The 12,953-nt window shown below is 74.6% G+C and carries 12 protein-coding genes; 2 read left to right on the top strand and 10 right to left on the bottom strand.

Annotation, left to right across the window (positions count from 1 at the left end; all coding sequences use genetic code 11):
- Positions 1–107 precede the first annotated feature (107 nt).
- Positions 108–914: a class I SAM-dependent methyltransferase gene (locus Q3W71_RS15610; RefSeq protein ID WP_302920042.1), complete on the top strand. Its 807-nt coding sequence runs from the start codon at positions 108–110 to the stop codon at positions 912–914.
- 20 nt (positions 915–934) lie between these two features.
- On the opposite strand, the gene Q3W71_RS15605 is transcribed toward Q3W71_RS15610, so the two are convergent.
- A complete protein-coding gene (locus tag Q3W71_RS15605; RefSeq protein ID WP_302920041.1) occupies positions 935–1,492 on the bottom strand; it encodes a DUF664 domain-containing protein in 558 nt (185 codons plus the stop codon).
- A 198-nt stretch (positions 1,493–1,690) separates the two neighbouring features.
- Here Q3W71_RS15605 and pdxY point away from each other — a divergent pair, with 198 nt between their 5' ends.
- Positions 1,691–2,542, top strand: a complete 852-nt coding sequence (gene pdxY, locus Q3W71_RS15600) for a pyridoxal kinase PdxY (RefSeq protein WP_302920040.1) — start codon at positions 1,691–1,693, stop codon at positions 2,540–2,542.
- A 137-nt stretch (positions 2,543–2,679) separates the two neighbouring features.
- Here pdxY and Q3W71_RS15595 read toward each other — a convergent pair whose 3' ends face one another.
- The 9 genes from Q3W71_RS15595 to Q3W71_RS15555 form a co-directional block, all read right to left on the bottom strand.
- Positions 2,680–3,039 carry a hypothetical protein gene (locus Q3W71_RS15595; RefSeq protein ID WP_302920039.1) on the bottom strand — a complete coding sequence of 120 codons (360 nt, stop codon included), beginning with the start codon at positions 3,037–3,039 and terminating at the stop codon, positions 2,680–2,682.
- 222 nt (positions 3,040–3,261) lie between these two features.
- Positions 3,262–6,090, bottom strand: coding sequence for a DUF5682 family protein (locus Q3W71_RS15590; RefSeq protein WP_302920038.1), 2,829 nt, complete (start codon positions 6,088–6,090; stop codon positions 3,262–3,264).
- Positions 6,087–7,199 (bottom strand): AAA family ATPase, encoded by a 1,113-nt coding sequence (locus Q3W71_RS15585; RefSeq protein WP_302920037.1) that lies wholly within the window; start codon positions 7,197–7,199, stop codon positions 6,087–6,089. The genes Q3W71_RS15590 and Q3W71_RS15585 overlap by 4 nt, the downstream gene beginning before the upstream one ends.
- 14 nt (positions 7,200–7,213) lie before the next feature.
- Positions 7,214–8,536, bottom strand: coding sequence for a VWA domain-containing protein (locus Q3W71_RS15580; RefSeq protein WP_302920036.1), 1,323 nt, complete (start codon positions 8,534–8,536; stop codon positions 7,214–7,216).
- A complete protein-coding gene (locus Q3W71_RS15575) occupies positions 8,533–9,930 on the bottom strand; it encodes a hypothetical protein (protein ID WP_302920035.1) in 1,398 nt (465 codons plus the stop codon). The genes Q3W71_RS15580 and Q3W71_RS15575 overlap by 4 nt, the downstream gene beginning before the upstream one ends.
- On the bottom strand, positions 9,930–10,397 hold the full coding sequence (locus Q3W71_RS15570) for a hypothetical protein (RefSeq protein ID WP_302920426.1): 468 nt from the start codon (positions 10,395–10,397) through the stop codon (positions 9,930–9,932). The genes Q3W71_RS15575 and Q3W71_RS15570 overlap by 1 nt, the downstream gene beginning before the upstream one ends.
- Positions 10,398–10,698: 301 nt before the next feature.
- Complete coding sequence (locus Q3W71_RS15565) at positions 10,699–11,427, bottom strand: thioredoxin family protein (protein ID WP_302920034.1); 729 nt, start codon at positions 11,425–11,427, stop codon at positions 10,699–10,701.
- 367 nt (positions 11,428–11,794) lie between these two features.
- On the bottom strand, positions 11,795–12,670 hold the full coding sequence (locus Q3W71_RS15560; RefSeq protein ID WP_302920033.1) for a hypothetical protein: 876 nt from the start codon (positions 12,668–12,670) through the stop codon (positions 11,795–11,797).
- 78 nt (positions 12,671–12,748) lie between these two features.
- On the bottom strand, positions 12,749–12,943 hold the full coding sequence (locus Q3W71_RS15555) for a hypothetical protein (protein ID WP_302920032.1): 195 nt from the start codon (positions 12,941–12,943) through the stop codon (positions 12,749–12,751).
- Positions 12,944–12,953: the final 10 nt, after the last annotated feature.

Here is a 12,953-nt window from a genome sequence, read left to right as displayed (position 1 = left end):
TCGTCCGTCTGCCGCTCCGGTCGCGGCCCGCGGCGGCCCGTGGGCCCGGGCCGCTGGCCGAGCGTGCGGAGGTTCGCCGCGTGTCGGTGCACCCGGATGCTGACCCGATGACATCGGAGCCGTACGCGGGGCTGGCCAGGACGTTCGACTCGGCCGCGGAGCTGTACGAGCGGGCCCGCCCGGGCTATCCGGAGCGGTTGTTCGCCGATCTGGCGGCGTCGACGGGGCTGCGAACCGCCGGAGCCCGGGTGCTGGAGGTCGGCACGGGCACCGGCCAGGCCACCCGTGGGTTGCTCGGGCGCGGCTGGCGGGTGGTGACGCTGGAGCCGGGGCGGGAACTGGCCGCGGTGGCACGCCGCGTGCTCGCCGGCCGTGGTGACGTCGAGGTCGTGGTGTCGCCCTTCGAGCGGTGGGCGGCGGGTGCCCGGGAGCCGTTCGACCTCGTCTTCGCCGCGACGTCGTGGCACTGGCTGGACCCGCGGGTCGCCTACCGCCGCGCCGCCGAGCTGCTGCGTCCGGGCGGTCACCTGGCGATCGTGGCGACCGAGCACGTGTCGCCACCGGGCGGCGACGACTTCTTCCGGCACGTCCAGCGGATCTACGACGAGGTGGGCATGGGCGACGGGCAGGACGGCCCGAAGCCGCCCGAGGCGATCCCGGCCCCGGACGTGGCGGCGATCGGCGGCAGCGGCTTCTTCGCGCAGCCGATCGTGCACCGCTACGTCTGGAGCCAGGACTACACCGCCGAGGAGTACCTGACCCTGCTCTCCACCTACTCCGGGCACATCGCCGCCTCGCCCCGGCAGCGGGAGACCCTGTTCACGGCGATCCGGGACCTGATCGCCGCCCGCCCGTCCGCGACGGTGCGCAAGCACTACCTGAACCTGCTCCAGATCGCCCGACGCGTCGGCTGACCCCGCGGCGCCGCGGCGGCCTACAAGGTGAAGTCCTCGGGTGCGCCCTCGCCCACCCGGCCGTCCACGGCCTCGCGCAGCAGGTCGGCGTGGCCGGTGTGCCGGGCGTACTCCTCGATCATGTCGAGGAGCATGTCGCGCACGGTGGGGGTGCGCCCGTTCGGCCAGGTGAAGGCGGCCGGCCCGGCGAGCCCGCGCTCCGCGACCACCTCGGCGACCAGTTGTCGGGACCGTTCCACGGCGTCCCGCCACACCCGGTAGACGTCCCCGGGCGCGTCGACGGCCCCCGTGCGCCATTCCCAGTCCGGGTCGGCGTCGAAATCCACCGCGTCCCACGGGGCGCCGTACTCGCGGCCGGCGAGCTTGACGGCCAGCCAGTCGGCCTCGACCAACGCCATGTGCTTGACCAGGCCACCGAGCGTCATCGTGCTGGCGGCCGTGGTGGCCCGCAGACCCCGCTCGTCCAGACCCCAGGTCTTCCAGGCGAAGGTCCGCCGGTTGCGGTCGAGCACGGACAGCAGGGACTCCACCTCGGTGCGGTCCGCTGCCGGGCGAGACCGTGCGGTCGTCTCAGTCATGACCGGAGCATAGGCACCGGGGCCGACACCGGGAGGGGTCAGCTTCCGGTGCGCCGGTCACCCGGTCCGGAACGGTATGGGCCCTCGCCGGAGACCAGCGCCGTCTCCCTGCCGGGTCGGCGCGGTGGCCGGGATCGGCGGGACCCGCCGGCCGGGTCCGCGCGGTGCGGCACCGGCGGGAACCGTCATGATGAGCCGGTGAAGATCCTGTCTATCCAGTCGTCGGTCGCCTACGGCCACGTCGGCAACTCGGCGGCCGCCTTCCCGCTCCAGCGGCTCGGGCACGAGGTCTGGCCGGTGCTGACGGTCCACTTCTCCAACCACACCGGGTACGGCGCGTGGCGCGGGCCGTTGCTGGCCCCGGCCGACGTCGCCGAGGTGATCGCCGGCATCGGCGACCGCGGGGTCCTCGGCAGCGCCGACGCGGTGCTCTCGGGCTACCAGGGCGACCCGGCGATGGGCGCGGTGATCCTCGACGCGGTGGACACGGTCAAGGCGGCCAACCCGGACGCGGTCTACTGCTGCGATCCGGTGATGGGCGACGCCGGCCGGGGGATGTTCGTCCGGCCGGGCATCCCGGAGTACCTGCGCGACGTCGTCGTCCCGCGGGCGGACATCATCACCCCGAACCACTTCGAGCTGGACTTCCTCGCCGGCGGGGCCACGAACTCGCTGACCGGTGTGCTGGCGGCGGTCGACGTGGTACGCGGGACGGGGCCGCGGCACGTGCTGGTCACCAGCGTGATCCACGACGACGTGCCGGACGGCTCGCTGGAGGTGGTGGCCGTCTCGGACGAGGGCGCCTGGGCGGTGACCACGCCGTTGCTGCCGATCAGCCCGAACGGTGGCGGCGACGTCACCGCGGCGCTCTACCTCGCGCACCTGTGGACGACGGGCTCGCCCGCGACGGCCCTGGAACGCACCATCGCCTCGGTCTTCGCCGTCCTCGAGGCCACCCTCGCGGCGGGCACCCGGGAGATCCAGCTGATCGCGGCCCAGGACGCGATCGCCGACCCGCCGGCGAGGTTCGCCGCCCGGCGGCTGCGCTGACCCGACCGGCCGGCGTCGCCCCGGGGGCTGGTCGCACTCGCCGCGGGGAGCCGGCCGAGGGGCGGCGGCGGGCTGGTGGTCGCTTCGCGCTCGCGCGGTGGGGCCGGGCGGGACGCCGTCCCGCCCGGCGTCCCGGCTCAGGGAGCGCAGTTGTAGTTGCGCACCGGGTTGGTCAGCTTCTCCTGGGCGCCGAACTTCGCGTAGACCCGCAGGTAGCACGGCAGGTCGAGGTCGCCGTAGTAGCTGGTGACCTGGTTGTCGTAGTACGTGGTGCCGCTGTCCGCGACCTGCCAGGTGCCGCTGTCGGCCGAGTGGACCTCCCAGTAGACGTCGCCGGCGCAGCCCTGCAGGCCGCGCGACCAGGCGATGATGTTCGCCCCGTTGTAGATCTCGGACTGCACCAGGGTGCAGGTGGCGGCCTGTGCGGGTGCGGCGCCGACGAACAGCCCGGCCGTCAGCATGGCCCCCGCCCCAACCGCCGACATCAGCTTGCGCATGGTCCGATACCTCCAAGGTGGATGGTGGATCACTTCCCGGAGGGTAGCCGGCTGAGAAAAGGAGTTTCAAGGTAAGAACATCATCTGTCGAAATTCTTCATCGATGGGAGTGGCTCTGTCGCCGGTCGCGATAGTGACCCGCCGACCGCCCGCGCGGCGTCGACGGGGCGGTGCCGTCCGGCTCGCCGGAGCGGTCGCCGGCGGGCCGGCAACCGCCGGCGGTCACCCCGACGCCCCCGTCAGCAGCCCGGCGACGGCGTCGGCCGCGGCCGGGTGTGCGGCCACCAGCGCCGCCGCGGGCCCGGCGGCCGGCGCGGCATCCTGCCGCCACCCGTCGGCGCAGCCGAGCAGCGCGGCCACCGCGTCCACCGCCTCCGGGTGCCCGACGAGCAGCGCGGTCGCCGGGCCGGTCGGGGCCGACCGTACGGCCGGCGCCGGCTGGCCGGTGGCCCGCCACGGCGGCACCCAGGCGTCCAGCGCGGCCAGGCCGCCGGGGAAGGTGCGTTCGGCCTCGCGGACCAGCCGGGGCACCAGGTCCGGCCCCTGGTCCCGCAACGTGGTGATCAGGGTGGGCAGCCAGGGCAGCAGCACCGGATCCGGCAGCCGGGCGAACGCCGTGGACATCGTCTCGACCACGAACGGCGCCAGCCCCGGCGCCGGCTCCAGCGCGTGCACGAAGCCGGACAGGTACTGCGGGAACGCCGGCACCACCAGTGGGTTCGCCAGCAGCTCGGCGCAGCGGTCCCGCAGCTCGGCCAGCGGCAGCAGGCCGAGCTGGTGGCGGGACGCCCAGAGCAGCGCGACCTTCGCCGGCGCCTCCGGATGGGACTGGGCGACCGCCAGCTCCAGCTGGGACCGGTCGCAGCCCAGCGACAGCGCGAGGCTCTCCATCCCGAACAGGAAGCCCAGCATGGCGCCGACCTGCCGGACCCCGGTCGCCTCGTCCACGAACGCGGTCGGCAGCAGCGTGCAGTAGTGCGCGTACCCGGTGGTCACGAACGCCTCGCACCAGGCCGGCAGCCGCGCCGCGGTGGTCCGGTGGTGGGCCAGCAGCCGGCGGATGCGCCGCAGCACCTCGGGGGCGTCGTCCACGGTGCGTTCGGCGGAGAGCAGCTCCACGGCCCGCGCGCCCAGCTCGTCGACCAGGCGCGGACTGTCGAGCAGCCGGATGGCGTCCTCGACGGCGGCGAGCGCGGTGGCGGCGGTCGCGTCGGGCCCCCGGACGCAGCGGCGCAGCCGCTGCTCGAGAACCTGTTCGACGGTGACGCCCTCGTAGCCCAGCTCGATCAGCGCGCGCTGGTGACGCCCCAGCGCCAGGTCCCAGCTCTCCTGCGGCGACCGGTGGCCCAACCGCCGCTCGCCCATGATCGGGCGGACCGCGTCGGCGGGCAGCAGGTGCCGCAGCATCCAGAGCAGGTCCGAGCAGGCCGGCAGCGCCGGGTCCGCGCGCAGGTCGAGCAGGGCCCGCTGCACGGTCCGCTTCTCCAGGTCCAGCCCGAGGGGGCGGAGGCGGTCGAGCACGTCGCGGGCCAGCGGGGGCAGCGAGTCGTAGCCGACCTGCCCGATCCGGTCGCCGCCGAGCAGGATCTCGCAGAGCCGCCGGACGTCCCGGCGGCCCGGCACGACGTCCTTCTCGATGCAGGTGACCGCGGCGTCGGCGAAGTCGTACGGGGTGGGCCGGGCCCGGTTGCGCAGCCCGGCGAGCAGGATCGAGGTCTCGAACACGGCGATCGCGTCGGCGGTGCTGGCCAGGTAGCCGTTGCGCCGGGCCAGCCGGACGATGTCGACGCACCAGCCGCGCAGCTCCGCCTCGTCCAGCTCGTCCAGCACCGGGGGCGCGGCCAGGAAGCCGGTGAGCCGGTCGGCGACCGGTGTGGCGGGCGCCGGGGCCACCGCCGCCCGCCCGCGGCGGCTGCGCTTCGTGCCGCCCTGCTGGCCGTCGAGCCGGAACGGGACCAGGCCGCCGCGGCTCAGCGCCGTCGTCCAGGCCGCCGCGGCGATCGAGACCGAGCCGGGGGCCAGGCCGAACTGCGCCTCGATCGCGGAGTGGCTGGACGGGATCAGGCCGTACCGCCACCTGGTGGCGGTGCGCGGGCTGATCGCGAAGTCCGGCGCGGTCGAGTCGAGGCCGAACTGCTCGACCCGGCTCGCCGCGTGGAACGCACCGCACACGTAGAGACAGTCGGCCGGGTCGGCGCCGGACGCGGCCAGGTGCTGCCGGATCCGGGTCCACATGTAGCGTTCCCGGTCCTCGTCGCGGTCCAGCCGGTCCGCGGCGGTGGGCCGCAGCCGCCGGAAGAGGCTGCCGATGAGCACCATCACCTGCCGGTAGGTGTCGTGGTCGGCGGTGGCCAGCGGGCGCTCGACGTACTGGTCCCACCACTCCGACCAGTGCCGCACCTTGCCGTGGTGCAGCAGGTACGCCTCCAGCTCCGCGAACCGGGGCCGCAGGTCGCCGATCTCCACGCCGACCGCGTCGCCGTGCAGCGCCGCCTCCTCGGCCGGCTCCGCGCCCACCGTCGCCTCGCCCGGCGGCCCCGCCGGGGTGGAGCCCGCCTCCCCGGGGCGGGGCGTCCACTGGAAGACGTGGTCGGTGGAGCGGTCCACCAGCACCAGCTCCACCCCGGGGGTGTCCAGGGCGTACGCGATGGCCTGGTATTCCGCGGACGCCTCGGTGATCGGGGCGACGACGCTGAGCGGGGCCCACTCGGCGGGGAAGTCCGCCAGCTCGGTGGCGAACGCCTGCACGGCCACCGGGAGGCGGCAGTTGCGCAGCTCGGTCAGCAGCGGCTGGAGATCCTCGCACAGCTCCAGGTAGACGACCTTCGGCTGCTTGGCCCGCAGCCGCCGGAGCATCGCCAGCGCGGAGGCCGGTGAGTGGTGGCACACCGGGAAGATCTCCAGCCGCTCGCCGAGGGCCCGGTCGACGTCGTCGACCATGCCGGCCAGGATGCCGGCCAGCGCGTCGGGGGAGTCGGCGAAGGCGGCGGCCGCGTCGGCGAGCCGCTCGCGCAGCGCGCCGAACAGGCCGGCGTCGGTGGGTGCGGTCACGACAGCGACGCGATCGCCTGGCGGCCGCCGTCGAGGAAGCCCGCCCAGTCGCCGCCGTCCTGCTTGGCCCGCGGTTCCACGACCCCGTGCAGGTACTTGTTGAGGATGGCCAGGTCCTCCGGGCTGCGCCGGGCGAGGGAGCCCATCAGCGATCCGGCGAGGATCTCCGGGCGCAGGGCACGGTCGCCGAAGAACTGGCTGTGCAGGATGGCGTCCTCCAGCACCCCGATCTGCTCGGCGGTGGACAGCGCCGACTCCAGCTTCTCGTCGTCGCTGGTCGCCGAGGCGGCCGCGGCCCGCAGGTCGGCGAAGCTCTGCAGCAGGATGTCCAGCAGGGTGGGCGGCACGTCCAGGTCGATGTGGTGCCGGCGCAGTAGCTCCTCGGTACGGAACCGGACGATCTCCGCCTCGCTGCGCTTGTTGGTCACCACCGGGATCCGGACGAAGTTGAACCGCCGCTTCAGCGCCGAGGACAGGTCGTTGACGCCCCGGTCCCGGCTGTTCGCGGTGGCGATGATCGAGAAGCCGGGCTTGGCGAAGACGATGTTGTCCCGGTCCAGCTCCGGAATGGAGATGTACTTCTCGGACAGGATCGAGATCAGCGCGTCCTGCACGTCGCTGGTGGACCGGGTCAGCTCCTCGAAGCGGCCGACGACACCCTGCTCCATCGCGGTCATGATCGGCGACGGGATCATCGACTCGCGGGACTGGCCCCGGGCGATGACCATTGACACGTTCCACGAGTACTTGATGTGGTCCTCGGTGGTGCCGGCGGTGCCCTGCACGACCAGCGTTGAGTTGCGGCAGATCGCGGCGGCCAGCAGCTCGGCCAGCCAGCTCTTGCCGGTGCCCGGGTCGCCGATCAGCAGCAGCCCCCGGTCGGAGGCGAGGGTGACGATGGCGCGCTCGACGAAGCTGCGGTCGCCGAACCACTTCTGCGGGATCTCCCGGTCGAGGCCGTCGGCCCGTTCCGAGCCGAGGACGAACAGTCGCACCATCCGCGGGCTCAGCCGCCACGAGAACGGCTTCGGGCCGGTGTCGACCGACTCCAGCCAGTCGAGCTCGTCGGCGTACTTGACCTCGGCGGGGGCACGCAGCATGTCGGACATGAGGGGTTGGTCTCCTAGGTGAGGAAGCTCTTGAGCTCGAAGACGAGTTTGCGGATGTGGCCGGAGATGACCGGGGTGCCCAGGTCCTTGAAGCGCTGCCGGAACCAGGGGTTGACGCTCTGCTGCCCGGAGCTGTTCACCGAGCCGACCGGGATGAACCGCACCCCGGAGCGGTGCACGGCCTCGATCCCGTCGAACAGCGGCTGCGACCGTCCGAACTCGTAGAAGTCCGAGATCCACACCAGCACGGTGTTCTTCGGCTCGACGATCTTCGGCCGGGCCATCGCCATCGCGACCGGCCCGTCGTTGCCGCCGCCGAGATTGGTGCGCAGCAGCACCTCGAACGGGTCGTGCACCCACGGGGTCAGGTCCAGCGCCCGGGTGTCGTACGCGATCAGGTGCACGTCCACCTTGGGCAGCCCGGCGAAGATGGACGCCAGGATGGTGCAGTTGACCATCGAGTCGACCATCGACCCGGACTGGTCCACCACCACGATGAGCCGGGCCGGGGTGGTGCGGCGGGCGGTCTGCCGGTAGTAGAGCCGGTCGACGTAGAGCCGCTGGTCCTCCGGGCTCCAGTTGGTCAGGTTCTGCCAGATGGTGCGGTCCAGGTCGAGGTTGCGGAACACCCGCTTCGGCGGCACCGAGCGGTCGACGGTGCCGACGCTGGTCTGCTCCACCTGGGTCCGCAGCACCTCGGCGACCTCGTCGACGTAGCGGCGGATCAGCGCCTTCGCGTTGGCCAGCGCCACCCCGGACAGGTTCGCCTTGTCCCGCAGCAGCTGCTCGATCAGCGACATGCTGGGGGTGAGCTTGCTCGCCAGCTTCGGGTCGGCCAGCACCTCCCGCAGGTGCATCCGCCGGATTAGGTCGCCCTCCAACCCGGCGAGCGCGGTGCCCAGCTCGCCGCCCTGCCGGCGCAGTTCACCGGGCGCCGCGCCGAGCGCCTGCTCGAACCAGCCGGCGTCGGACTGCCAACGGGCGAGCTGGCCGGCGCTGACTGACCCGGAGCCGGTGGCGAAGACGTTGAGCAGCAGCTTCGACACCAGCGCCGCCCGGCGTACCTCGGCCGGGCCGGGCTCGGCGGGGCCGGCGGCGGGCTCGCCGCCGCCCGTGAGCAGGCCGCGCAGCTCGTCGGCCAGCGCCGGGAAGCGCTGGACCACCGTGTCGACGGAGACCGCCGGGTCGAGCAGCGCGGCCGGCAGGCCGAGATCCTCGACGACGGCCATGCTCGCCGACTCCAGACCGGGCTGCTCGTCGGGGCTGAACAGCCGGGCCAGCAGCCGCCAGTAGAGGACCTGGCGGCGGTTCTCGTCGTTGCGCTCAAGCTCGGTCATCGGCGCAGCAACCGTCCCGCGCGCTCGCGCAGCACCGCCACGGCGTCACCCGCCTTCGCGTCGGCCTTCGCGATCTTCGGGTCGGTGACCCCGTCCGCCCAGTCGCCGTTGTGCGCCTCGGCCACCTGCCGCTTGCTGGTGAACCGCACGCCGAGGGGTTGCAGGAGCCAGCGGCCGTCGTCCCAGCGCAGCAGGCCGAGGCAGGCCGTCGCGGCGGCGACCCGGCCCCGGGTGAGCGGGCCGCTGGCCGGCAGCCGGTCCACGGTCACCGGGACCCGCTCGCCGTCGAGATCGAGGACGAGCCCGCCGTCGTCGCGCACCGCGGCGCCCTCGACCAGCACCGGTTCGGCGATCGCGGCCGGGTGGCGGTCCAGCGGCGGCGTCGACGCCGCGGTCGCCGACGCGAGCAGTACCCGCGCGGTCGCGAACGGGTCGGTCGGCTCGCCCAACTCGGCCCGCGTGTCGTCCCAGCGCAGGTCGCCGCCGTGCAGCGGCAGGTCGGTGACCGTCACGGCCCGCCGCCCGGCCAGCGCCCGCAGCAGCGTGGGCTGGCCCGGGAAGAGCCGCCAGATCGCCGGCCCGACGATGGTGGCCACCTTCGCGGCGCCCACCGTGGCCCGGACCAGTCGTGGCGTCCCGCCGCCGGCCGGTTCGAGCACGGCGTGCAGCCCCACCTGTACGGCGGTGTCGTGCTCGTGGACGTCCACGCCGAGCGGCAGCAACCGCCCGGAGACCAGCTCGACGTCCGCCGCCGGCCCGGCCGGCGCGCCCTGGGTGAGCAGCATGCCGCGCGCCCACAGGTCGGCCCAGCGCCGGACCGGCGCCTGCGGCATCGCCGCCACCGGTACGCACGCCCGCAGCTCGGCGGCGAGACCGTCGAGCAGCACGGCGAGCCGACGCGACCCGGGCTCGGCCAGCGCGTCTTCCACCGGCGCCGCGGCACCCGAGACCAGCTCGTGGTCGACGCCGCGCCAACCGGTGAGCGCCACCTCGTGCAGCCAGGCCCGCGCCGCCAGCCGGGCGGGGGAGACCTCCGTCGCGCCGGCGGCCGCTCCGGGCCACGGTGACCGGTCCCGCCCGAGTACCCCGTCGAGCTGCCCGAGCAGGGCGTCGTGCGCCGCGCCCAGCAGGGCCGACCGCGCCCCGGCCAGCACGGCGAGGTGCTCCTCGGCCACCGAGCCGGCGGTCACCTTGCCGACCGCCTCCGCCACCCGCGCACCGAGCGGGGTGCCGGCCACCGCGTCGGCCAGCGCCGCCAGCGCGGCGGCGTCCTCCTCGCCGATCCGGGCGAAGCCCCGGGTCAGCACGGCGTCGAAGCCGGCGACCACGTCGAGGGCCTCGGTCAGCCCCGCCGGCACGTCGGTGCGCAGCCGGGTCACCTGGTGCGCCAGCATCAGCCCACCGCCGCGCTCGCCGGGAACCACTGCAACTCGGGCAGCGGCGCGGTGCTCTCCGGCACCTCCAGGTAGGCCAGGTGGTGCAGGAAGCGGCTGAACACCACCGCCGCCGGGCTCGGCTCGTGCCGGGGATCCATCCGGGCGAACAGCTCCGCGCCGGTGTCCACCCCGTCACCGACGTCCACCCGCAGGTAGCGGGCGACCGGCTCGACGCCGTACTGGATGATCGCCTCGTCGGCCAGCGCGTGCAGGTGCTTGCAGGGGTTGCCCCGCAGCCCGCCGCAGGGCCGGTTGTTGTTGGTGCTGCAGTGGTACGCGTGGGTGCCGGCGGCCACCGACGAGACGTACACCCGCTCGATGTCGGAACCGCTGGACACCACGCCCTGCAGGCGCCCGTCGGCCAACTCGACGAAGGGCACCTTGGCCAGCTTGCGCGCCCGGGCGGGTGGCACCACCCGCAGCACGCTTCGTCGTCGCCACGAGGCTTCGACCGCCTCCGTCATCTCCGACCTCCCCGCCGGAGACCGGCTGCGGGCACGATGCTGCCCACGCCGGCCCACATCCGTGCCGCTGTGACGACAGGGATCATGGACCATCGGTACGACAACGCCGCCACCGCCGGTCCCGTGCGGTGCGGGGCGGCGGTCGGTCGTACTCGGCCGCCGGCACCGGACCCGCCGGGCCCGGCCATCGGGAGCGCGTCGCGGGGAGCGCGGCCACCCCGGGGCGTACCCCGTCAGGCGCGGAGGTTGCCCGCCGTGACGCTCATCGGGCCGGCGCGGACACCTCCACGGCCGCGGCGGCGACGACTGCCCGGTCGCCGTCGTGCTGGAGGTAGCCGATTACCGACGCCTGCCGGCGGTCGAGGTCGGGCGGCACCGCCAGCTCCACCCGTCCCCGCTCGCTGTCGAGCCGGGCCGACCGGAAGGCGCGTACCACGTTGTCCTGCCGCAGCGTCCGTCCGGCGTTCTCACCCCGGGCGACGTCGCTCGCCAGGCCGCGCTCCACCACCGCCACGTTCAGCACCGCCGGCTCCGCGGTGCCGGGGGTCTGGTAGTCCACCACCACCCGGCCGCCGTCGGGGGAGTCCTCGACCGACAGTACGAGCGGCGCGCCGGGCGCCGCCGTCAGGGCGGACGCGATCGCGTCCGCCGCCCGCCGTCGGTCGGACCCGACGAACTCGACGGTGCCGTTGACGACCATCTGCGGGGTGTACAGCCGTCCGGAGCCGAGGGCCCGGGCGTACGCCTCCTGCCGCCTGGTGTACGCCGCGTCGGCGAACGGGTCGGGCCAGCCGAGGTAGTCCCAGTAGTCGACGTGGAAGCCGAGGGCGAAGACCGGTAGTGCCCGCTCCCGGGCGTCGCGCTCGATGTCGGTCAGCACCTCCTCGGCCGGTGGACAGCTCGAGCAGCCCTGCGAGGTGAACAGCTCCACGACGGCGAAGCCGCCGTCCGCGCGGGCGTCGTCCGACCCGGTGCGCGATGGGTCCGTCATGGGCCGCCTCCTCCGTCCGTGCCGGTCGCGGCACCCCGATTCCCGTTACGACCGCGACCATGCCTGACCCCGCTTGCCGCGGAGGTCGGTGGTGCCCGGCCCGACGACCTCTGACCCGCGCGACCGTTCGCTTCCCGCGGTCCGACTCCGGACGGCCCGTCGTCGCCCGCTGACCGCGACGAACGGGCCGTTCCGGCGTTCCCGGCCGGATACCGGTCGGGTCGGTCGAAGGGCGGCCAGGAATCGGACGACCGGAGCGTGGCGCTGGCCGTCGACTGGTTCTCGGCCGAGCTGCGGCGGCTCGTCCCTGCGCGATGCCGACCCGGGCGGTGCGCCGGGGCGGTGCTGGCGCACCGGGCGCCGGCGGTCATGACCGGCTGGCGGTGAGCAGCAGCGGAGTGCCGATCCCCTGCCGGGCGCTCAGGTCGGCGAGGAACGCGCCCAGCCAGCCGAGCGCGTCCAGCGACCACTCGGCGAGCGTCCCGTGGAAGGTCGCCCGGTGCCGGGACGGGCCGGTCCAGAAGCCGTCGTCGAACGGGGGCCGCCGGGTCAGCGGGTCGTGGTCGGCCAGCGACAACGACTCGCACCGGAACACGTCCTGGTCCAGCCGGCCCAGCCACTCCCGCATCCGCGGCGCCGCCGAGGGGATGGACGGTGCCTGGCCGCTGTCCAGCGTGACCCGCACCCGCGTCCTCGACCGCGGATCAGCGTCGCGGAACCAGCCGGCGCTGAGCAGCGACGGCATCAACGCGGGCTCCGGACGCGCCGCGCTGGCCAGGCCCTGGACGGGCAGCAACACCTGCACCGCCCGCAACCTCAGCGCGCCGATCCGCGCCACCGCGTCGCCGGCGCAGCGCAGGAACGGCTGCACCGGCAGCGGACGGTCACCGGGCACCGGTTCGGCGCCCACCTGGAACCACGCGACCAGGGACGCCCCGGGTGCGGCGAGCGGGTGATCCTCCCCGGCGTCGTTCATGCCCCACAGGCCAGCCGCCCGGAGGGCCGGGTCGCCGGTGTCCCCGGCCGCCGCGCCGTCGAGCCACCCCATGGCGAGCGACCGCTCGTGGAACAGGAAGTACGGATCCAGCGCGCTGTCCGGGTCGCGCCAGGGATGGCGAGTCAGCTCGCCGTACAGGGCCGCGAACAGGGTGCCCGCCGGTGAGCGGGCGCCGGGTGCCAGGCCAGGGCGGGCCGGCTCGTCGCGGCCCGTCAACGGGCTGGCCCAGGTGGCGGTGGCATCCACCGATCCTATGCACCGGGGCGCCCCGTTCGCCCGCGCGTCGACCGCACCGGGTCGGGCCTGCCTCGAACGGGGCAGAGGTCAGCCGCGCCAGCGGTCGTTCACCAGTCCGGGGCGCAGGACGGTGTGCACGAGCGCGCCGGTCCGCCACCACGCGGCCGCCACCGAGGCCCGGGCGACGTCGGCGGTCGCCCGGAACGCTGCGCCGTCCGCGTGGACCTCCTGCCGCGGCGCCGGGGTGGCGGCCGGGTCGTCCGGAGCGCCCGCCCGCGTCACCGGCTCCGCC

Origin of the sequence: Micromonospora sp. C28SCA-DRY-2, assembly GCF_030519475.1 — a bacterium.
In the GTDB taxonomy this organism is placed as follows: domain Bacteria; phylum Actinomycetota; class Actinomycetes; order Mycobacteriales; family Micromonosporaceae; genus Micromonospora.
This window is presented reverse-complemented; position numbering and strand designations above follow the sequence as displayed.

Excerpts from the sequence above, each read along its gene's own strand:
- Q3W71_RS15610 (WP_302920042.1), top strand. The coding sequence starts at position 108 with ATGACATCGGAGCCGTACGCGGGGCTGGCCAGGACGTTCGACTCGGCC.
- Q3W71_RS15585 (WP_302920037.1), bottom strand. The coding sequence starts at position 7,199 with ATGTCCGACATGCTGCGTGCCCCCGCCGAGGTCAAGTACGCCGACGAG.
- Q3W71_RS15605 (WP_302920041.1), bottom strand. The coding sequence starts at position 1,492 with ATGACTGAGACGACCGCACGGTCTCGCCCGGCAGCGGACCGCACCGAG.
- Q3W71_RS15575 (WP_302920035.1), bottom strand. The coding sequence starts at position 9,930 with ATGCTGGCGCACCAGGTGACCCGGCTGCGCACCGACGTGCCGGCGGGG.
- Q3W71_RS15565 (WP_302920034.1), bottom strand. The coding sequence starts at position 11,427 with ATGACGGACCCATCGCGCACCGGGTCGGACGACGCCCGCGCGGACGGC.
- Q3W71_RS15595 (WP_302920039.1), bottom strand. The coding sequence starts at position 3,039 with ATGCGCAAGCTGATGTCGGCGGTTGGGGCGGGGGCCATGCTGACGGCC.
- Q3W71_RS15580 (WP_302920036.1), bottom strand. The coding sequence starts at position 8,536 with ATGACCGAGCTTGAGCGCAACGACGAGAACCGCCGCCAGGTCCTCTAC.